Consider the following 18,216-nt stretch of genomic DNA (forward strand, 5'->3'; position numbering starts at 1 on the left):
GATTATTTCTTCTTCCCCAGACCGGGGAAACCTTTGAGAGGATTGCCACCAAGACCAGGCAAGCCGCCCAGTCCCGGTAATTTCGGTAAGCCAGAGCCAAGGCCCGGCAGCGACGGCATGGCGGGCATCTTGCCGCCATCCATCATGTCTTTGAGCTCTGGCGGCAGAGCATTCGGGTCCATCCCGGCCAGCTCTTTCTGCATCGCTTCCATTTCGGCTTCCGATGGCATGGCCTTGCCACCCATCATCTTGCCCAGAAGGCCTTTGCCCTGGCCCATCTGCTTCATCATGTCGGCCATGCCCTGATGCATCTTGATGAGCTTGTTCACATCTTCCGGCCTGGTGCCGGAGCCGGCCGCAATGCGCTTCCTGCGCTTGCCGTCGAGAATTTTAGGATTGCGCCGCTCGGCCTTGGTCATCGAGCCGATGATCGCCAGCTGGCGGTTGAACACCGTCTTGTCGAGGTCCACCCCTTCCAGCTGCTTGCTGATCTTGCCCATGCCCGGCAGCATCTTCATCACACCGCCCATGCCGCCCATTTTCTGGATCTGCTTCAGCTGGTCGGCCATGTCGTTCAAGTCAAACGCGCCCTTGCGCATCCGCTCGGCGATCTTCTTGGCCTTCTCATGGTCGATATTCTGCGCGGCAGCTTCGACCAGCGAAACCACGTCGCCCATGCCGAGGATGCGGCCGGCAATACGATCAGGGTGGAAATCTTCCAGCCCGTCCAGCTTTTCGCCGGTACCCAAAAGCTTGATCGGCTTGCCGGTGACAGCGCGCATCGAAAGGGCCGCACCGCCACGACCATCGCCGTCAATGCGCGTCAGCACGATGCCGGTAATGCCGATCTTTTCGTCAAACGAGCGCGCCAGATTCACTGCGTCCTGACCCGTCAAAGAGTCAGCGACCAGCAGCGTTTCCTTCGGCTTGGCAATGTCACGCACCGAAGCGGCTTCAGCCAAAAGCTCCGCATCGATGTGCAGGCGGCCGGCCGTATCCAGCATCACCACGTCATAGGCACCCTTGCGGGCTTCCGACATGGCGCGCTTGGCAATGGCAATCGGGTCCTGCCCTGCCACGATCGGCAAAGTATCCACCTTCACCTGCTTGCCGAGGATGGCCAGCTGTTCCTGCGCCGCAGGGCGGCGCGTATCCAGCGAGGCCATCAGCACCTTGCGCTTCTCGCGCTCAGACAAACGCTTGGCGATCTTGGCGGTGGTGGTGGTTTTGCCTGAGCCTTGCAGGCCCACCATCAGAATGGCGACGGGCGGCGAGGCGCGCAGGTTCAGCGCCGATTGGTCCGAACCCAAAGTCTCGACCAGCGTGTCATGCACGATCTTGATGACCATCTGGCCCGGCTTGATCGACTTGACGACGTCAGCACCAATGGCGCGCTCACGCACCTTGTCGGTAAAGGTCTTGACCACCTCAAGCGCCACGTCGGCTTCCAGCAGCGCCCGGCGCACTTCGCGCATGGCCGTATCGACATCAGCCTCCGACAGGCTGCCACGGCCTGTGAGGGTGTCGAATATGCCACTAAGGCGCTCGCTTAAGCTTTCAAACATCAAATCTCTTTCTTGTTCGCCCTTCTCCCCTCGAGGGGAGAAGGTGCCAAAGGGCGGATGAGGGGACGGCCCTCGTCAGCCTTTCAAGCGTGCCAAAGACCCAAACGAAAAAACACCCGGGAACGAAACTCGTTGCCGGATGGAGCCCTTTCATCTCCCGCAAAGGCTCAAGGCCCGCATGTATGAAACAGCATCAGATCGTTCAAGCGTCTGACAGAATGTGGCTGCGCATAGGGGAAAAGGGGCGGGGAGTCAAATTTGCTCGCTTATAGACCGTCGCGAAGCTTTTCCAGTTCGTCTTTGATGCCCAAAATCAGAAATTTCTCGGGATAGATTATTTGAAATATGCCGAGATTCCAGATGCCTATTTGAGCACATGACCGGATAGCGAAATCCAATTCATGCCTATCGCCGTGTAGATAAATCTTCAGAAAATCCACTCGATCAGCGCTGCGGTCCATTCGAGTATTGAGAGTGAATCCTCCGATGTTAGGGTGCGCTCCGTAATCAATCGCTCGTTCATAAAGCTGCTCAAAGATGTCCGCTAACTTAGGTGCTGCCTTACGAATGGCCTTCCTTAAAGCGCCGTGAGTGAACGTATCCCTGAATTCCTTACGCTCTTTCGGCCCATCTTCTCTATTTAATCCAAAGTTCGGCCAGCTTTTTATCCGTGTGAACAAAATATCCATAGGCGGCGGTTTCCAAGCTTAGACGAAGCATGGCACTCAACTCTTGCGTTTGCCCAGCCATTGCCAAACCACACCCGGAGCGAAAGGCGCTGTGAGAACTATGGATAAATTGAAAAGGGAACCAAGGCCGCGGGTTTACCGACTGATCAAGCACCTTGAAAAAGCAAGCATCTATCGCGATTAATCTTTTGCACTCCGGTTTGCCAACGAAGGTTGCATACTGGTTCGAGCGATAATCATCCAAGAAAGCGGTTAACTTATCAGTTCCCCAATGCGGCGGAGGTGGATGCGGTATAGCCATTTGCCTGTGCTCCCACTCAAACGATAGCACAAACATCTGTGCGTTATTAGGCCGTCACCCCTGCGAAGGCAGGGTCCAGCTTTGGCGAACGAGCCAGTGACTCCGAAGCTGGATTCCCGCCTTCGCGGGAATGACGGGTAGTGACGTCGGTAACTATACCACGTCCAGCCCGCCCCAAATGATCACCGCCATCACGACGCGAACCCAAATACGCCCAGCGCGCCCATCACGAACATGACCACACCGGCCGCAATGGCCATGACGTTGACCAGCCTCATATCGACTTTTCCGCCCGGCGAGGTTTGCGCCTGTTTGACCATCCAGATGACGATGGCCAGCGCCAAGGCCAGCCACGCCGCCGACATGACCCAGTTCGAAAGCCCGTGAAAATGAATGTTGGCAAGCTTGTATCCACGGCCAGTATAAATCGGAAACCAGAAATCATCGCCCCAGAGACTGTACACCGCAGTGCCCGCCACCACGGCGGCAAAGGCCGCCCGCGCGGTTTGCCTCAGCCCCATATTCGGATCCGGCTCGCTTTTCAAACCTCTACCGGGGTCGCTCATCGCGGTCTCGCTCCAACTATCTTGCTGCGTTTTTATAGCGCCCGTGCGATGAACCTGGCATGAACCACCGCCTCACCACCACCCCGCCCCTCACCCTCGCCGGCCGCAACAAGACCTTCCCCATCGGCCCCGGCCAGGGCATCAAGGATTTGTGGCAAGTCTTCATGACGGATTTCGGCAAGATCGCGGGCCAGGTGGGCTTCAATGCCTATGGCGTCTGTCACAATTTCGACGGCAAGGGGCATATGGATTACCTGTGCGCCGTCGAGGTGAAAGATGGTGGTCAAGTGCCGGGCTACATGCATGTGCTGCAGATTCCGGCGCGAAAGACCGCCGTGTTCACCCACAAGGGCCCGATCGAGAAAATCCACGAGACTTGGAATGCAATCTTCACTGAACATCTGCCCGCAGCCAAACTCGAAGTCGCCCCCGGCCCACAATTCGAAGTCTATGGCGAGGCCTTCAATGCCGGCCGCGAAGAGATCGAAATTTTCATTCCGGTGAAGTGAGGGTCTCCACCAGCTTCACCAGCCCATCGAAATGATGCTCGGTGCCACGGATGCGTGAGGCATCCTGCTCGGGCACATCGGCATCGCCATAATAGGTCGTCATCTCGGTGAAGATCATCGCCGTGCCCAGGCCCACAGCCTTCAGCACCACATCTCCCAGCGAAGTGGAATAAAGCTTCTCGTCGATGAACAGGTCATAATTGTAAACCAGCCGCTCGCCCGGCTGCACCGCATGAAAGGTGCAAACGAAATGTGTGAGCATGCCATTGGCCCATTTCACCTTCAGCTCCTCATGCCCGCCCACGCGCGCATTGAGTTGCCGTGACAGCTCGATTCCATCCGGCGGACCCTTAAACCATTGCTTCCTCAGTTCAAGATTTGTGAAACACTCAAACACTTCCCTGGGCGATTTGCTGAAGGCGCGGGTGAAGGAAAATCCCGCACAGGTGGGTGAAAGCACGCTCATGGTTTTTGTCTCCGGGTTTTGGCTGGAATGTCGGGCAGGCTGTCGAGCAGCGTGTCGAGATTGTCGAACTGCTCCTGCCAGAAGCGCTGGCGTTCATTGATCCACGAGCCGATCTGCGCCAGCGCCTTCATGTTCACCTTGCACTGCCGCACCCGCCCGCGCTTCTCGGTAATCACTGCCCCGCAGCTTTCCAGCACCTGAATGTGCTGGACGACAGCTGCAAGTGACATGGAAAAAGGTGCCGCCAGCTCGCTCACCGAGGAAGGCCGCTGCGACAGCCGCTCGATCATCGCGCGCCGCGTCGGATCAGCCAGGGCAGCCATCAGGCCGGAAAGTTCATCTTGATGCTTAAGCATTCCCTTAGGTATTAAGGAGACGTTAATAAGTCAAGCAAATACTTTAGTATCGAGCCGATTCTAACTTAAGCGGCAGATTACTTTGCTGTTTTCTTGGGCTTTTTCGCCGTCACAGTGGTCCAGGCCATCTGCAGCGCGCTCTTGAGCAGCGCCTCATCCGCCTTGTCCTGGTCCACAAAGGTCCAGCCTTGCCGGCCCCAATGGCCGTCATGCGCCACCACGATGCCGGGCTCGGAGCCGCACAACATCTCCTGCTCCTCAGGCTTCAGCTTCACATAGGCCATGCCCTTGGCGCTCAGGCCTCCGAAAATCTTGTTCTTCACCCGGAAGTCGGCCTTGCCGAAATGCGATTTCTCCTCCACCCCCGGCAGTGCCAAAGCAAGCCTCCGGAAAAGCTCAATGGACATCAATGGCGGCCTTGATGATCGCCTTGGCCTCATCCGAAGCCCAGGGTGCTGGCCCCAGCAAGCGGCCCACTTCCTGCCCCTCGCGGTTTAGAAGCAGCGTGACCGGAAGCCCTGGCGCCTTTACGGCATCCAAGGCCGTGGCCTTCTGGTCGGCATAGAGCGTGAGATTATCCGCCCCCACCTGCTTGAGAAAATCTGCCGAAGCCTGGTACCCCTTCAAATCCTCACTCAATTCTACCACTTGGAAATCCGGCCCGCCCATCTCCTTTTGCAGCTTGGCCAGTTCCGGCATTTCCTTGCGGCACGGCGCACACCAGGTGGCCCACAGGTTCAGCAGGGTGACTTTGCCCTTGAGTGCAGAGATGTCTTTAGGTGCACCGCTGGCATCCACCATGGCGAAGGGGGCGAGGTCTTTCGGCTGCGGCTGTTTGATGTAAGCGGCCATGGAAAGCTTCTCCTCGGCCACGGGCGCCATCTTCACCTTGCCTTGGCCCCCCATGAACCAGTAAATGCCCGCCACGACGAGAAGAGCGAGAAGGGCGGCGATGGTTGTCTTGTTGCTGTTCATGAGTGCTTTCTAGCTTGGCGATTGGGGTTTTGGTATGGCCAATAAAATGTGGGGCGGGCGGTTTGCGCAAGGCCCTGACGCCATTATGGCGAAGATCAACGCATCAATTGATTTTGATAAAAAATTGTACGCCCAGGATATCGCCGGCTCCAAGGCCCACGCCGTCATGTTGGCACGGCAGAAAATCATTTCGCGCGCCGACGCCGCCGCCATCACCAAGGGCCTTGATGCGATCAAGGCCGAGATTGAATCCGGCAAGTTCAATTTTTCAGCTGAGCTGGAAGATATCCACCTCAACATCGAAAGCCGCCTGAAAGAACTGATCGGCGAACCCGCTGGCCGCCTGCACACGGCGCGGTCCCGCAACGATCAGGTGGCCACCGATTTCCGGCTCTATGTGCGCGAAGCCGTCGATCACTTCATCAGCGCGGTGCAGGATTTGATGCTGGCGCTGGCGGAGAAGGCCGAAGCCAACGCTTCCACCTTGATGCCGGGCTTCACCCATCTGCAATCGGCCCAACCGGTCACCTTCGGCCATCATCTGCTGGCCTATGTCGAAATGCTGTCACGCGATTTGGGCCGCTTTCAGGATGCGCGCAAACGCCTGAATGAAAGCCCGTTGGGCTCGGCGGCCCTTGCCGGCACGTCCTATCCGATTGACCGCAAGGCCACCGCCGATGCTTTGGGCTTTGACCGGCCTACAAGGAATTCGATGGATGGTGTATCGGCGCGTGACTTTGCGCTCGAAGTTCTGTCGGCCTGTGCCATCTGCTCCATTCATTTGTCGCGGCTGGCCGAAGAGATTGTGATCTGGTCCACCTCGCAATTCCGCTTTGTGAAACTGTCTGACAAGTTCACCACCGGCTCGTCGATCATGCCGCAGAAGCGCAACCCGGATGCGGCGGAGCTGATCCGCGCCAAGCCGGGCCGCATCCTCGGTGCGTTCACCGCACTTGCCGTGATGATGAAGGGCCTGCCGATGTCCTACGCCAAGGACATGCAGGAAGATAAGGAACAGACTTTCGACGCGTTGGAAAACATAGAACTCGCTCTGGCCGCCATGACCGGAATGGTGCGCGATCTGGAGCCAAACAAGGACGCCATGCTGGCCGCCGCCAATAGCGGTTTCTCGACAGCGACTGATCTCGCCGACTGGCTGGTGCAGACTTTAAAGATGCCCTTCCGCGACGCCCATCATGTCACCGGCCGCATCGTGGCTTTGGCCGAACAGAAAAACGTGCTGCTCTCAGATTTGCCGCTGGCCGATATGCGCAGCGTCCATGCCAAGATTGATGAAGGCGTGTTCCGCGTGCTTTCAGTGCAGGCCTCGGTCGCCTCGCGCAAGAGCCAGGGTGGCACCGCCCCGGCCAATGTGTTAGGTGAGGCCAAGGCCTGGGTGAAACAGCTAAAGGGAAAACGCAAATGAGCCTGTTCAAGAAAATCATGCTGCTCGGGCTCTGCCTCGTTGCCCTTTCCGCCTGCGGTGTGCGCGGTGATCCGGTGCCGCCTTCAAAGGCCAATACTGTTGTAAATTAATGCATCACTTTTCTTACAAGAACGGCGTCCTCCATGCCGAGGATGTAGATCTGAACACGCTCGCTGACGAAGTGGGCACGCCATTTTATTGCTATTCGACGGCTACGCTTGAGCGTCACTTCAAGGTGATGAATGACGCCTTCAAGGATACCGACCATCTGCTCTGCTATGCCATGAAGGCCAATTCCAACCAGGCCGTGCTGAAAACCATGGCGGCCTTGGGCGCTGGCATGGATGTGGTCTCGGAAGGTGAACTGCGCCGTGCACTGGCCGCTGGGGTTCCGGCCCGCAAGATCGTGTTTTCCGGTGTGGGCAAGACCGCGCGGGAAATGGCTTTGGGCCTGCGCGAAGGCATTGCCTGTTTCAATGTTGAGTCCGAACCTGAGTTAGAACTTCTCTCAGAAGTGGCAAGCCGCGTGGGCCAGCGCGCCAATGTATCGATCCGGGTGAACCCGGATGTCGATGCCAAGACGCATGCCAAGATCACCACGGGCAAGGCCGACAACAAATTCGGCATCTCCTATCTGCGCGCCTCGGAAGTCTATGCCCGCGCCGCCGCTTTGCCCAATATCGATGTGACGGGCGTGGACATGCATATCGGCAGCCAGATCACCGAACTGGCGCCCTTTGAGCAGGCCTTCAAACTGATGGCCACGCTGGTCGAGAAGCTGAAAGCCGAAGGCCACAATATCCGCCATCTTGATCTGGGCGGCGGCTTGGGCGTGCCTTACCGCGGCAGCAATGACGTGCCGCCGCACCCCGACGAATATGCCGCCATGGTGAAGCGCACGCTCGGCCATCTCGGCTTGAAATATATGATGGAACCGGGCCGCATGATCGTCGGCAATGCCGGCATTATGGTCACCCGCGTGATCTATGTGAAGGAAAATGAAGGCCGCCAATTCGTCATCCAGGATGGCGCGATGAATGACCTGATCCGCCCCACGCTTTATGACGCCTATCACGAAATTATCCCGGTCAACGAAACGCGCAGCGAGCAGTCATTTGAGGCTGACGTGGTCGGCCCCGTCTGCGAAACTGGCGACTACCTCGCCAAGGGCCGCAGATTGGCGAAAGTGGAACAAGGCGATCTTCTCGCCGTAATGACGGCGGGCGCTTACGGCGCCGTGCAAGCAAGCTCCTACAATTCCCGCCCGCTCATCGCTGAAGTTCTGGTCAAGGAAGACAAATGGGCCGTGGTGCGCGAACGCCAGACCTATGAAGACCTGATCGGCGCCGATCGTCTGGCCACCTGGCAGGACTCGTAATCGTCCCCCTATGACGAAATTTTGAACTGGGCTTTGTCCACGTTCTTGCCGGAATCATGCTATACCCGGGTCATATGAGTGAGCCGCTTCCCAAACATCTGAGCCGAAGCCTGTTGCTCCAGCGCCTCAGCCTGCGTTGGGAGGGCCTGTGGGTCGCCTTGCAAGGCCCGCTCGTGGTGATGCTCGCTACCCTTGCTCTGCTCTGGTCCGGCCTGCTGCAATATGTAGGCCGCCCCCTGCCCGCGATCATTCTGGCTATTCTCGGCCTCGCCTTCCTTTACACTTTGCGCCCCCTGTTCCGGCTGCGCCCGCTGCCCGACCATCTGGTGCTGCGCAAGCTCGATGACGTGAATGCGCTGAAAAACCGCGAGGCCTCCAGCCTTGGCGACCGGCTTGTGCCGGAGGAAGAAGGTGCCAGCGAAATCTGGACCGAACATCTGCGCCGCAAACTGGCTGCCCTGCGCCAGCTGCGCGTGCAAGGCCCGGCCTCGACCTGGCGCAAATTCGATCCACTGGCCTTGCGCTTGCCGGTGATCATGGCCGTCGTTGCAGCTTTCTTCCTCGGCACTGGAGATCTCTGGTCAAACCTCACCAATGCCGCATCACTCTCCGCTCCAGTGCCGCCCAAGCCCGTTCTGTTCGACGCTTGGCTGAAGCCGCCAGCTTACACTGGCAAGCCGCCGCTGCTGCTCACCTCAGCCGCGATGATGGAGAAGTTGAAAACCCAGAACGAGCTGACGGTGCCAGAGGGCTCCATCCTCAATCTGCGCGTCACCGGCAGCACCAAGCCCGGCGTGGATTTTTTCTCACCGGGCAGCACCGATACCGAGGTGAAAATCGACGGCGCCAAGATTGAAAAGACGCCTGATGCCCTGACGGGCGACATCAAGCTGGACCGTCCAGTCAGCGTGCGCGTCTCCAACGGGGATGCGGAACTCGCCACCTATCATTTCAGCCTGATCGCCGATGAAACACCCAAGATTGAAATCATCGGCACGCCAGAAGCCGCCGAGCGCGGCAAGCTCTCGGTGAAGTGGCATGCCTCGGATGATTACGGCCTGCGCGCCATCAAAGCGGAAATCTCGCTGGCGGACGAACAGGAAAACGGCATCACCGGTTTTGAGAGCAATGGCGTGTTTCTCTACGACCCGCCGGAATTCAAGATGACGCTCAAGAAGCCCGGCGCCAAGGACGACACCGAAACCTCGACCACGGATTTGACTGCCCATGCCTGGGCCGGCCTCTATGCCGAGATCATTCTCACCGCCACCGATGCGGCGGGCCACAAGACATCCACGGCGCCCACCCGCTTCAAGCTGCCGGACCGTGAATTCATCAAGCCACTGGCGCGCGCTTTGGTGGAACAGCGCAAGCACATCATTCTTGATCCCAATGCCGCGCCCGATGCGTCCACGCTGGTGGGCGCGATGCTGCTTTACCCGTCTGACATTGCCTCCAACAGCGGCCTCATCATCAATCTTTCTGCGCTGAACAACCGCCTCTCCACCGCTTCGGCTACTGATGATGTGGTCGCCGTGGTCAAAGACATGTGGCCGCTGATCCTCGCCGTTGAGAATGGCCGGCTCGATGATGCCCGTGCCGAATTGAAGGCCCTGGCGCAAGAGCTGCAGCAGGCGCTGCGTGATGGCGCACCGAAGGAAAAGATCGACGAACTCACCCGCCGCATGCGCGAAGCAATGGACCGTTTGATCGCCCAACTGCAGAAAGAGGGCAAGGACCGCGCCGCCCAAGGCTTGAAGCCGCAGGGTCAGCAGGGCCAGGGCATGACCAAAGAGCAATTGCAGCAGATGCTCGACCAGATCGGTAAACTGGGTAAGGACGGTGACAAGAATGCTGCGCAGGACATGCTCTCGCAGTTGGACCAATTGCTGCAGAACCTGGAACCCGGCGACGGCAAGAATGCCCAGAACGGTTCCGGCGGCCAGAACGAAGATCTGAACGCGCTTTCCGAAATGATGCGCCAGCAGCGCAAGCTCATGGACCAGACCCAGCGCATGCCAGGCGGCGCCGGCAAGGATGAAGGCGGCAATGAGGGCCTCGCCGACCAGCAAAAGCAATTGCGCGATAAGCTCGGCAAATTGGGCCAGGGCATGAGCGGTGATGAAGGTGGCGACAAGCTGGGCGATGCCGGCAAGAACATGGATGGCGCCGAGCAATCTCTTCGTGACGGCAACAAGGAAGGCGCTCTCAAGGAACAGAACCAGGCGCTGCGCAACATGCTGCAGGGCATGAGCAAGCTCACCCAGCAGCTCGGCAAGAATGGCCAGGGCGATGCCTATAGCAACAGCCGCGAAGGCCGCGACGGCAAGGACACTGATCCGCTGGGCCGTTCCCTCAATGGCCCCAATCAAAATCTGGTGCCGTCAGAACTCGCCTCGCGCCGCGCCCATGAAATCCTCGAACAACTCCGCGCCCGCGCCAATGAGGAAGGCCTGGATGACGAGACGAAGGCTTATATTGATCGGCTTCTGAAGGACGAGTTTTAGAGAACGAAAGTTCTCAATCCTCTTTCACCACATGCCCCACAAAAGGCAGCTCGCGGAATTGATGCGCCATGTCCATGCCGTAGCCGACGACGAACAGATCCGGGCATTCAAACGCGCAATGATCCGCCTTGATCGACGCGGCCAGATGGCCGGGCTTGAACAGCAGCACCGCCGAGCGCACCGACTTGGCGCCCCGCGCCGCCAGCAGATCCTTGGCAAAAGCCAGCGTGCGGCCAGATTCCAGAATGTCATCCACCAGCAGGATGTCACGGCCCTGGATTTCTGAATCAATGTCACGCAACACATCAACCTTGCCGGATGATTTCATCGCGGCGCGATATGATGACAGGATCATGAAATCCACTTCCGGCGTCAGCCCGGCGTGATGCATGGCGCGTAAGAGATCAGCCGCAAAAACGAAACTGCCCTTCAGCACCGGCACCACCAGCAGGCGATTGGGCTTGGTGGCGGCAATTTCAACAGCCAGGCTTTTCAGCCGTTCGGAAATCTGGTCTTCGGAAAACAGGACATCGATGCGATGTCCATCAATTTTGATCGAGCTCATAAGGTAGGGTTTGAGCCGATTTCATCCGCATGTGCAAAGCGAATTTGCAGTTTTTGCGCAAGTTCGGGCGGAGAAGATACGCGCGTGGTGAAGGCGGTGGTTTCACCCGGCCGCAGCGGCCGCGCTGCCGTATCCAGCGTCCAGGTATAGACTTCCACGCCCTTTTCATCGGTCAGCGCAAAGCGCAACGACGGAATCTTGCGGATATCCTCGGTCGGGTTGCTGATCTCACCCTTCACCGTCAGCACATGTTGGCCGCCGGTGGATTTGTTCACCTGTTCCACATGGGCAATGTTGAGCCCGTAAAGATTGATCTCATGGCCGAATTTCGCATAGGCCCCAGCGGTGACTGGGGCGGCCAGCACCGTGGCCTCCGGCGCAATGGCCGCAAACAGAAAGGGTGACGCCGCGACGAGCGCAAACGATGCCCAGCCACCGATGGTCTTGGTGCGGGCCATCTGCCGTGCCTTGTAATCCTGCCGCACATTGCGCGCCGCTTCCACCAATTGGCCGACATCAAACTGGTGCTCATCAATCTCTTCAAACGTCGCAGGCAGCACCGCGTCGGTAATGTCCTTGATTTCGATCACTGGCAGCTCCTGCCAATGGTGCCCGCAGGCATTGCAGGTCACTTTGAATGGCTCATGCCCCGCATGGGCGCCGATATTGTACCTGGTGGTGCAAGATGGGCAAGAAACGATCATGGTGGCCCCGGCTAATCGCGATAGAATCGCTGATGATGATTCGGTTGGGTTTGGTGGCGGCTGGTTTGGGGACTAGCGTAACGCCGTTTAGGGTTAATGCGTGGTTAACGCGGGGACGAAGTTGAAGATGGGGGTCATTGAGCTTCAGGATGTTTCGCTCCGCTATGCCGGCGGGCCGCCTGTATTGCATGACGTCAATCTTGATCTGGCGCAGGGCGATTTGCGTTTTTTGACCGGGCCTTCGGGTGCCGGAAAATCCACCCTGCTGCGCCTGTTGTTTCTGGCCTTGAAGCCCGATAGCGGCATCGCCCGCGTCTTCGGCTCTGATGTGAGCCGACTCACACCGCACGAGCGCGCACTTCTCCGCCGCAAGCTGGGCGTGGTGTTTCAGGATTTCCGTCTGCTGAAACACATGTCGGTGTTTGAGAATGTGGCGCTGCCCCTGCGTGCTGCGGGCGCACGGCCAGAGACCTATGCGTCCGATGTGAATGACTTGCTGGACTGGATCGGCCTCAAATCCCGCGCCCACGATTTGCCTGACACTTTGTCAGGCGGCGAAAAGCAGCGCGTGGCCATTGCCCGCGCGGTGGTGACCAAGCCGCAAGTGATCCTGGCTGATGAGCCCACCGGCAATGTCGATCCCGCCATGGCGCGTAGGCTTCTGCGCCTGTTTCTGGAACTGAACCGGCAAGGCACTACTGTGCTGCTGGCAACCCATGATACCGAGCTGATCCGGCGGGCCGGCGGCCAAGCCCTGCATCTCGAAGCCGGGACTTTGGGCGCAGCATGAGCGATCAGCCCAGCGCAAAGCCATCACCCGTTTTCCCGCGCCGGGTAGCACCCCTGCGCGCTCTGATCATCACCATGGCGGTGATGTGCTATCTCGCCTGCCTGGCCATCGGCGCACTCGTCCTCATCAACCGCGCTACCCAGAGCTGGACGCAAGGCCTCGCCCGAGAAATCACTGTGGAAGTGCGGCCGCTTTCGGATGCCAAGCTGGATGATGAAGTCAAGAAAGCGCTGAGCTTGCTCGAGGCCACCAAGGGTGTGCTGAGCACCGAAGCCTTGCCACTGGAAGACAGCGCGCGCCTGCTGGAGCCTTGGCTCGGCAAAGTTGAAGTGGATGACCTCCCTCTGCCACGCCTGATCCGCGTTAGCATCGATGAGGCGAACCCGCCTGATTATGAAGCGCTTGCCACTTCACTCACCACGCAAGTGAAAGGTGCGAGCCTCGATACCCACCAGCGCTGGCAGAACGAATTCATCCGCCTCGGCAACAGCCTGACCTTGCTCACGGCACTGGTGCTGGGCCTGATCTCGCTGGCCACTATTCTGCTGGTCACCGCTGCGGCGCGCGGCGTAATCGAGGCCAATCGCAGCATTGTCGATGTGCTGGAATTGATCGGTGCCGAGCCGCATTTCATCGCGCGACAGAATGACCGGCAGTTCCTGTCCTCGGGCCTTACCTCAGGCTTCGCTGGATTGATCTTGGGCCTGCTCACATTCTCGGCGCTCGGTGTTTTCGGCGGTGCCGCCGACGAGGCGATGGCCGCCGCTGGCCGTTCTCTCTTCTTTGCCCCGCAAGCGCGTTGGCAGCTGGTGGCGGGCCTTCTCTCCGTGCCGGTCGCTGCCACCTTGATTGCGCTGCTGGTTTCGCGCATCACTCTGATGCGAATTCTAGGCAAGGATCTATGATCGTTCTGCGCTCCCTCATCTTCAACATCGCCTTCTATGTGGTGTTGATGCTGTTTCTGATTTTCGGCCTGCCGCTCACGCTGGCAAGCCGCATCACCGCCATCCGAGCCTTGCAGGCCTGGGGCCGCACCATGAACTGGCTGCTGCGCGTGATCTGCAACATCAAGGTTGAAGTGCGAGGTGCCGGGAACATTCCGCCGGGCCCGCTTCTGGTGGCCGGCAAGCATCAATCCACCTGGGAGACTTTCGCGCTGCCGGTCCTGTTCAACGATCCCTGCGTGGTGTTGAAGAAGCAGATTTTCTACATCCCTCTCATGGGCTGGCCCTATGGCTACAAGTTCCGCATGCTCCCGGTGGATCGCGGTGCCGGAAGCAAAGCGCTGAAGGACCTGATCCGCCGCGGCAAAGAGGAATTGGCCGCTGGCCGCCAGATCATCATCCTGCCCGAAGGCACCCGCCGCCCGGTCGGTGCGCCGCCCGATTACAAGTCAGGCACGGCAGCGCTCTATACCAATCTCAATGTGCCCTGCGTCACCTTCGGCCTGAATGCCGGAGTGTTCTGGCCGCGCCACGGTTTCCTGCGCCCACCTGGCACCATTGTCATTGAATTCGGCAAGACCATTCCGCCCGGACTAACGCGTAAGGTTTTTGAGGCGCAGCTGCAGGATACGATCGAAACCATTTCCAACCGGCTGGTGGCCGAAGCCTCAAAAAGCTGATTTTCAAAATTCGTTCTTGATTTGTTTACCAATGTCGTTCTATGAATGTTCCAACGAGGAACACCATCATGAACATTCATGGCACTGCCTTCTCAGAGACCGCCAGCAAGGACATTCCGGAACTGCGTGAACGCTTCTGGTTCTGGCGCGGTGCCTCCGGCCAGAACTATATTCACTCGGTCTATACGCCGGAAACCTGCCCGCCGCTGCCGGGTGCCGTCTATGTCGGCGTGAAGCGGCATGGGGCCATGCGCACCGCCATGGTGGTCGGCCGTTTTGATCCGCATCTGGAAGGCGGCCTGCCTTCGGTGTTCCGCCATTTTGATGAAATCCACGTGCATCTTTTGGCCCGCGCACCGGGTGCGGCAGAATCTGTGCGCAACGATCTCGCCGTGGCCCTGGGCGAAGACGGTGAACTTGAAACCAAATCGGCTTTTCGGGTCGCCGCCTAGTTCATAACGTGCGGGGCGAAGGCTTCCATCCCCGGATCATGAATGCCCAGTTCACGCAAATGCTGGATCGTATTGGCCACATAGTCCCGGCATGAGCCCATCGTGCCATGGCCCTGGCCGATGAAATGCAGAAGCTCTTCCATTTTCATCTGCGGCACATATTGCTTGCTGGTGCGCTGCACGATGTAGGTCAGAGCTTCAACGCTCTCGCCTGAGTCCAGAACCACAAAACGCTTCTGCCGCTCATGATAGGCATCGCCCAGCATTTCGCGCGCTCGTACCTTGGCAATCACCTCGGCCCAGTTTTCGGCCGCCACGTCATAGACCAGGCCCAGGCATGACCCGCCACGGTCCAGCCCCAGAACCAGCCCCGGTTTTTCCGGCGTGCCCCGGTAGTGATGCGAGAACACGCTCAGACGCCGGTGAAAGCCATGCAGGCGTGCCTTGCGCGCCGAGGTGAAATTGAAATCCGGCCGCCACATCAGCGATCCATAGGCAAAAATGCGATGCGGCTCGGTGCTCAATTCAGAAAATCACTTCGGCTTGTGCCCACGGCCAAAGTCCGGCGCCGCCGTATCCTGTCCGGCAGCAATAATGCCACGCCGCACTTCGCGCGCCCTCGTGAACAAATTGAACAGCGTATCACCATCACCCCAGCGCACGGCGCGCTGTAGCACCGCAAGTTCTTCCGAAAAGCGGCCCAGCATTTCCAGCACCGCTTCCTTGTTGTTCAAAAACACATCGCGCCACATCGTCGGATCAGATGCCGCGATACGGGTGAAATCACGAAAACCCGAAGCCGAATATTTGATCACTTCCGAATCCGTCACCGTCTCCAGATCAGCCGCCGTCGCCACGGTGTTGTAAGCAATGAGATGCGGCAAATGGCTGGTGATCGCCAGCACCAGATCATGATGCCCGACTTCCATCGTATCCACCATCGAACCCAGCCCTTCCCAGAACTGGGTGAGCTTGGCCACCGCCGCAGAATCAGCGCCAGGCAGTGGCGTCAGGATGCACCAGCGGCCATGAAACAATTCGGCGAAGCCCGCGCGCGGCCCTGACTGCTCGGTGCCTGCCACCGGATGGCCAGGAATGAAATGCACATTTTGCGGAATAAACGGCCCGCAATCACGCGCAATGGCGCCTTTGACTGAGCCCACATCCGTGACAATCGCACCCGCCTTCAAATGCGGGCCAATCTCTTTCGCCAAGGCAGCACAGGCCCCCACCGGCGCGCACAGGATCACCAGGTCAGCATCCTTCACTGCATCAGCTGCGTGAACATGCACGTCATCGACCAGTTTGATTTCCAGAGCCACTGCTCGCGTTTCCGCACTTCTGGCATGGCCAGAAATATGCCGGGCCAAGCCTTTGGCGCGGATGCCATGGCAGATCGAAGACCCAATCAGCCCCAAGCCCAGCAAGGCCACTTTTTCAAACATGATGCTCATTTCAGAAATTCTTTCAGCGCGGCAACCACCGCATGATTGGCCTCTTCCGGCCCGATGGAAAGTCGAAGCGCGGCAGGCAGCCCATAGGAATCAACCCGCCGCAAAATCAATCCGCGCTCGCTCAAAAAGGCATCCGCCTTTTGTGCCGCCTCCGGCGACCCGAAATGCACCAGAATAAAATTGCCCACCGAAGGCGTGACCTTCAGGCCCAGCTTCGAAATCTCATCCGTCAGCCATGAAAGCCACTTGTTGTTGAACGCCACCGCTTCATCCACAAAGCGCGTGTCCTCAATCGCCGCAACACCCGCCTTCAGCGCCGGCAGGCTTACGTTGAACGGGCCCCGAATGCGGTTCAGCACATCGGCAATCGGGGCCGGGCAATAGGCCCAGCCCAGCCGCAGCGCGGCAAGCCCGTGGATTTTCGAGAAGGTGCGCGTCATCACCACATTGTCATGCGCTTCCACCAGTGAAACACCCGCGTCGTAATTATTGCTCAGCACAAACTCGGCATAGGCCGCATCCAGCACCAGCAACACATGCGCAGGCAAGCCCTGATGCAGGCGCTTAACCTCGGCAGCACTCAGATAAGTGCCGGTCGGATTGTTCGGATTGGCCAGAAACACAATCTTGGTTTTCGCCGTCACCCGCGAGAGAATCTCGCCCACATCAGCCCGGTGTGCATGCTCCGGCGCCACCACCGATTTCGCCCCATTGCTGGCAATGGCAATCGGGTAAACCAGAAAACCAAACTGCGAATAAACCGCCTCATCCCCCGGCCCCAGATAGGCATGGGCCAGAAGCTGCAGCAGCTCATCAGAGCCCGCACCACAGACAATGTTCTCAGCCTTCAGCCCATGCCGCTTGGCAATCGCAGCGCGCAATTCAGTGGCAGACCCATCGGGATAAAGCGCCATGTCCTTCGCCGCCGCCGAAAAAGCTTCGGTCGCCTTCGGGCTGGCACCCAAGGCCGATTCATTCGACGACAATTTGAAAACCTTGCCCGTCTTGGCCCCGGATTTCCCCGGCACATAGGCATGGATGTCCAGGATGCCGGATTTGGGCTTCGGGCCGTTGATATTTTGCGTGGTCATGTCCCCGGCTATAAAGAGCTATCCGCGTGAAGCCAAGCCTCTGCCCGCAGGCTGCGGATTGGGCAGCAGCACCGGGCGCAAACGCGGCAAGGCGCGGCGCACCAGCTTGCCGGTGGAATAGGCATGGATCTGCTTCACCGCCTCAATCACGATGACGCCCCCCATGCGCCCGATCCCGGTGCGGCCCAATGGCTCCAGCCCCTTCATCAAAGGCAGTCCCAGCCAGGGCGGGGCGATCAGGCTGTAATCCACCCGCTTCAGCGAAAACTGCGCCGCCTTCAGCAGCGTCATCAATTGATTGGTTGAAAAGGGCTGGCCCTGGCCAAAAGGCGAAGCATCCGACACCGACCAGAAGCCGCGCCGGTTCGGCACGACGACGATCAGCCGCCCTTGAGGCGACAGCACGCGCCAGACCTCTTCCATCAGCTCCTCGGCACTTTCGGCAAATTCCAGCGCATGCACCAGCAAGGCCACATCCACGACATTGTCGCCCAAAGGCAGATCAAGCTCATCCACCAAGGCCGAGCGCACCTTGCCCTGTTCCGGCCAGTGGATCACCCCGGCGCGGGCCATCATGAAAGACAGGGCGCGTTCATGGCCTTGAATATAGGGCGAAGCATAGCCCAGCCCCAGCACCAGCTGGTCCGCCGGCACCACGACGGCCGGCTTCAACTTCGCTGCCAGCACGCCTTGCGTGACCCGGCCCAAAGGATGAGAATAGAATTCAGCAATATCGACGATATTCATGCGTGCAAAGACTAGCCCGAAAGTGCTACCCGGTCACCAAAGCGTTTTCAT

General features: G+C 58.8%; 22 protein-coding genes. 9 read left to right on the top strand and 13 right to left on the bottom strand.

Translation table 11 applies throughout. The features are described 5' to 3' along the window. Positions 1 to 2: 2 nt before the first annotated feature. The 3 genes from ffh to F8B91_RS15310 all read right to left on the bottom strand — a co-directional run bounded on the left by ffh (position 3) and on the right by F8B91_RS15310 (position 3,121). The gene (gene ffh / locus F8B91_RS15300) at positions 3 to 1,565 is read right to left on the bottom strand and encodes a signal recognition particle protein (RefSeq protein ID WP_196504710.1); all 1,563 of its coding nucleotides are present in this window, start codon (positions 1,563 to 1,565) and stop codon (positions 3 to 5) included. A gap of 266 nt (positions 1,566 to 1,831) precedes the next feature. Next, positions 1,832 to 2,254 (bottom strand): hypothetical protein, encoded by a 423-nt coding sequence (locus F8B91_RS15305; protein ID WP_196504711.1) that lies wholly within the window; start codon positions 2,252 to 2,254, stop codon positions 1,832 to 1,834. A 492-nt stretch (positions 2,255 to 2,746) separates the two neighbouring features. Further along, positions 2,747 to 3,121 carry a hypothetical protein gene (locus F8B91_RS15310; protein ID WP_196504712.1) on the bottom strand — a complete coding sequence of 125 codons (375 nt, stop codon included), beginning with the start codon at positions 3,119 to 3,121 and terminating at the stop codon, positions 2,747 to 2,749. Between the two features lie 59 nt (positions 3,122 to 3,180). Between F8B91_RS15310 and F8B91_RS15315 the strand changes: the two genes are divergently transcribed. Next, positions 3,181 to 3,630, top strand: coding sequence for a GyrI-like domain-containing protein (locus F8B91_RS15315; protein ID WP_196504713.1), 450 nt, complete (start codon positions 3,181 to 3,183; stop codon positions 3,628 to 3,630). Here the strand turns inward: F8B91_RS15315 and F8B91_RS15320 are convergent. The 4 genes from F8B91_RS15320 to F8B91_RS15335 form a co-directional block, all read right to left on the bottom strand. Beyond that, positions 3,614 to 4,096, bottom strand: coding sequence for an SRPBCC domain-containing protein (locus F8B91_RS15320; RefSeq protein WP_196504714.1), 483 nt, complete (start codon positions 4,094 to 4,096; stop codon positions 3,614 to 3,616). The two genes, F8B91_RS15315 and F8B91_RS15320, sit on opposite strands and share 17 nt — an antisense overlap. Then, positions 4,093 to 4,452 (bottom strand): ArsR/SmtB family transcription factor, encoded by a 360-nt coding sequence (locus F8B91_RS15325; RefSeq protein ID WP_196504715.1) that lies wholly within the window; start codon positions 4,450 to 4,452, stop codon positions 4,093 to 4,095. The genes F8B91_RS15320 and F8B91_RS15325 overlap by 4 nt, the downstream gene beginning before the upstream one ends. Positions 4,453 to 4,529: 77 nt before the next feature. Then, a complete protein-coding gene (locus F8B91_RS15330; RefSeq protein WP_196504716.1) occupies positions 4,530 to 4,859 on the bottom strand; it encodes an MmcQ/YjbR family DNA-binding protein in 330 nt (109 codons plus the stop codon). Beyond that, on the bottom strand, positions 4,849 to 5,427 hold the full coding sequence (locus F8B91_RS15335) for a TlpA family protein disulfide reductase (RefSeq protein WP_196504717.1): 579 nt from the start codon (positions 5,425 to 5,427) through the stop codon (positions 4,849 to 4,851). Before F8B91_RS15335 ends, F8B91_RS15330 begins: the two co-directional genes overlap by 11 nt. A 34-nt stretch (positions 5,428 to 5,461) precedes the next feature. Between F8B91_RS15335 and argH the strand changes: the two genes are divergently transcribed. The 4 genes from argH (at position 5,462) to F8B91_RS15350 (ending at position 10,738) form a co-directional block, all read left to right on the top strand. Further along, on the top strand, positions 5,462 to 6,853 hold the full coding sequence (gene argH / locus F8B91_RS15340; protein WP_196504718.1) for an argininosuccinate lyase: 1,392 nt from the start codon (positions 5,462 to 5,464) through the stop codon (positions 6,851 to 6,853). After that, positions 6,850 to 6,963: an LPS translocon maturation chaperone LptM gene (gene lptM, locus F8B91_RS16965; protein WP_246715284.1), complete on the top strand. Its 114-nt coding sequence runs from the start codon at positions 6,850 to 6,852 to the stop codon at positions 6,961 to 6,963. Before argH ends, lptM begins: the two co-directional genes overlap by 4 nt. Then, a complete protein-coding gene (lysA, locus tag F8B91_RS15345; RefSeq protein ID WP_196504719.1) occupies positions 6,963 to 8,231 on the top strand; it encodes a diaminopimelate decarboxylase in 1,269 nt (422 codons plus the stop codon). Before lptM ends, lysA begins: the two co-directional genes overlap by 1 nt. A gap of 74 nt (positions 8,232 to 8,305) precedes the next feature. Then, the gene (locus F8B91_RS15350) at positions 8,306 to 10,738 is read left to right on the top strand and encodes a DUF4175 domain-containing protein (protein WP_348641804.1); all 2,433 of its coding nucleotides are present in this window, start codon (positions 8,306 to 8,308) and stop codon (positions 10,736 to 10,738) included. A gap of 13 nt (positions 10,739 to 10,751) precedes the next feature. Here F8B91_RS15350 and hpt read toward each other — a convergent pair whose 3' ends face one another. Together hpt and F8B91_RS15360 are read right to left on the bottom strand one after the other, a co-directional pair. Then, positions 10,752 to 11,303 (bottom strand): hypoxanthine phosphoribosyltransferase, encoded by a 552-nt coding sequence (hpt, locus tag F8B91_RS15355; protein WP_196504721.1) that lies wholly within the window; start codon positions 11,301 to 11,303, stop codon positions 10,752 to 10,754. Continuing rightward, the gene (locus F8B91_RS15360) at positions 11,300 to 12,007 is read right to left on the bottom strand and encodes a zinc-ribbon domain-containing protein (protein ID WP_196504722.1); all 708 of its coding nucleotides are present in this window, start codon (positions 12,005 to 12,007) and stop codon (positions 11,300 to 11,302) included. Before F8B91_RS15360 ends, hpt begins: the two co-directional genes overlap by 4 nt. 127 nt (positions 12,008 to 12,134) lie before the next feature. Here F8B91_RS15360 and ftsE point away from each other — a divergent pair, with 127 nt between their 5' ends. The 4 genes from ftsE (at position 12,135) to F8B91_RS15380 (ending at position 14,873) form a co-directional block, all read left to right on the top strand. Beyond that, positions 12,135 to 12,797, top strand: coding sequence for a cell division ATP-binding protein FtsE (ftsE, locus tag F8B91_RS15365; RefSeq protein ID WP_196504723.1), 663 nt, complete (start codon positions 12,135 to 12,137; stop codon positions 12,795 to 12,797). Next, positions 12,794 to 13,702 carry a cell division protein FtsX gene (locus F8B91_RS15370; protein ID WP_196504724.1) on the top strand — a complete coding sequence of 303 codons (909 nt, stop codon included), beginning with the start codon at positions 12,794 to 12,796 and terminating at the stop codon, positions 13,700 to 13,702. The genes ftsE and F8B91_RS15370 overlap by 4 nt, the downstream gene beginning before the upstream one ends. Continuing rightward, positions 13,699 to 14,421, top strand: a complete 723-nt coding sequence (locus tag F8B91_RS15375; RefSeq protein ID WP_196504725.1) for a lysophospholipid acyltransferase family protein — start codon at positions 13,699 to 13,701, stop codon at positions 14,419 to 14,421. The genes F8B91_RS15370 and F8B91_RS15375 overlap by 4 nt, the downstream gene beginning before the upstream one ends. Positions 14,422 to 14,489: 68 nt before the next feature. After that, a complete protein-coding gene (locus F8B91_RS15380; protein WP_196504726.1) occupies positions 14,490 to 14,873 on the top strand; it encodes a hypothetical protein in 384 nt (127 codons plus the stop codon). Here the strand turns inward: F8B91_RS15380 and F8B91_RS15385 are convergent. The 4 genes from F8B91_RS15385 to F8B91_RS15400 are packed head-to-tail and all read right to left on the bottom strand — an operon-like array spanning position 14,870 to position 18,165. Continuing rightward, complete coding sequence (locus tag F8B91_RS15385; RefSeq protein ID WP_246715286.1) at positions 14,870 to 15,397, bottom strand: gamma-glutamylcyclotransferase; 528 nt, start codon at positions 15,395 to 15,397, stop codon at positions 14,870 to 14,872. The genes F8B91_RS15380 and F8B91_RS15385 overlap by 4 nt on opposite strands. 9 nt (positions 15,398 to 15,406) lie before the next feature. Next, complete coding sequence (locus tag F8B91_RS15390) at positions 15,407 to 16,327, bottom strand: prephenate/arogenate dehydrogenase family protein (protein WP_196504727.1); 921 nt, start codon at positions 16,325 to 16,327, stop codon at positions 15,407 to 15,409. Then, positions 16,324 to 17,418 (bottom strand): histidinol-phosphate transaminase, encoded by a 1,095-nt coding sequence (gene hisC, locus F8B91_RS15395; RefSeq protein WP_196504728.1) that lies wholly within the window; start codon positions 17,416 to 17,418, stop codon positions 16,324 to 16,326. The genes F8B91_RS15390 and hisC overlap by 4 nt, the downstream gene beginning before the upstream one ends. Positions 17,419 to 17,436: 18 nt before the next feature. Continuing rightward, entirely contained in the window at positions 17,437 to 18,165 is a 729-nt protein-coding gene (locus tag F8B91_RS15400) for a class I SAM-dependent methyltransferase (protein ID WP_196504729.1), read from the bottom strand. Between the last annotated feature and the right edge of the window lie 51 nt (positions 18,166 to 18,216).

This window comes from Aestuariivirga litoralis (assembly GCF_015714715.1).
In the GTDB taxonomy this organism is placed as follows: domain Bacteria; phylum Pseudomonadota; class Alphaproteobacteria; order Rhizobiales; family Aestuariivirgaceae; genus Aestuariivirga; species Aestuariivirga litoralis_A.

Excerpts from the sequence above, each read along its gene's own strand:
- F8B91_RS15380 (WP_196504726.1), top strand. The coding sequence starts at position 14,490 with ATGAACATTCATGGCACTGCCTTCTCAGAGACCGCCAGCAAGGACATT.
- hisC (WP_196504728.1), bottom strand. The coding sequence starts at position 17,418 with ATGACCACGCAAAATATCAACGGCCCGAAGCCCAAATCCGGCATCCTG.
- hpt (WP_196504721.1), bottom strand. The coding sequence starts at position 11,303 with ATGAGCTCGATCAAAATTGATGGACATCGCATCGATGTCCTGTTTTCC.
- F8B91_RS15400 (WP_196504729.1), bottom strand. The coding sequence starts at position 18,165 with ATGAATATCGTCGATATTGCTGAATTCTATTCTCATCCTTTGGGCCGG.
- argH (WP_196504718.1), top strand. The coding sequence starts at position 5,462 with ATGGCCAATAAAATGTGGGGCGGGCGGTTTGCGCAAGGCCCTGACGCC.
- F8B91_RS15325 (WP_196504715.1), bottom strand. The coding sequence starts at position 4,452 with ATGCTTAAGCATCAAGATGAACTTTCCGGCCTGATGGCTGCCCTGGCT.
- F8B91_RS15320 (WP_196504714.1), bottom strand. The coding sequence starts at position 4,096 with ATGAGCGTGCTTTCACCCACCTGTGCGGGATTTTCCTTCACCCGCGCC.
- F8B91_RS15370 (WP_196504724.1), top strand. The coding sequence starts at position 12,794 with ATGAGCGATCAGCCCAGCGCAAAGCCATCACCCGTTTTCCCGCGCCGG.
- lptM (WP_246715284.1), top strand. The coding sequence starts at position 6,850 with ATGAGCCTGTTCAAGAAAATCATGCTGCTCGGGCTCTGCCTCGTTGCC.
- F8B91_RS15305 (WP_196504711.1), bottom strand. The coding sequence starts at position 2,254 with ATGGATATTTTGTTCACACGGATAAAAAGCTGGCCGAACTTTGGATTA.
- ftsE (WP_196504723.1), top strand. The coding sequence starts at position 12,135 with ATGGGGGTCATTGAGCTTCAGGATGTTTCGCTCCGCTATGCCGGCGGG.
- F8B91_RS15375 (WP_196504725.1), top strand. The coding sequence starts at position 13,699 with ATGATCGTTCTGCGCTCCCTCATCTTCAACATCGCCTTCTATGTGGTG.
- ffh (WP_196504710.1), bottom strand. The coding sequence starts at position 1,565 with ATGTTTGAAAGCTTAAGCGAGCGCCTTAGTGGCATATTCGACACCCTC.
- F8B91_RS15335 (WP_196504717.1), bottom strand. The coding sequence starts at position 5,427 with ATGAACAGCAACAAGACAACCATCGCCGCCCTTCTCGCTCTTCTCGTC.
- F8B91_RS15315 (WP_196504713.1), top strand. The coding sequence starts at position 3,181 with ATGAACCACCGCCTCACCACCACCCCGCCCCTCACCCTCGCCGGCCGC.
- F8B91_RS15360 (WP_196504722.1), bottom strand. The coding sequence starts at position 12,007 with ATGATCGTTTCTTGCCCATCTTGCACCACCAGGTACAATATCGGCGCC.
- F8B91_RS15350 (WP_348641804.1), top strand. The coding sequence starts at position 8,306 with ATGAGTGAGCCGCTTCCCAAACATCTGAGCCGAAGCCTGTTGCTCCAG.
- F8B91_RS15330 (WP_196504716.1), bottom strand. The coding sequence starts at position 4,859 with ATGTCCATTGAGCTTTTCCGGAGGCTTGCTTTGGCACTGCCGGGGGTG.
- lysA (WP_196504719.1), top strand. The coding sequence starts at position 6,963 with ATGCATCACTTTTCTTACAAGAACGGCGTCCTCCATGCCGAGGATGTA.
- F8B91_RS15310 (WP_196504712.1), bottom strand. The coding sequence starts at position 3,121 with ATGAGCGACCCCGGTAGAGGTTTGAAAAGCGAGCCGGATCCGAATATG.
- F8B91_RS15390 (WP_196504727.1), bottom strand. The coding sequence starts at position 16,327 with ATGAGCATCATGTTTGAAAAAGTGGCCTTGCTGGGCTTGGGGCTGATT.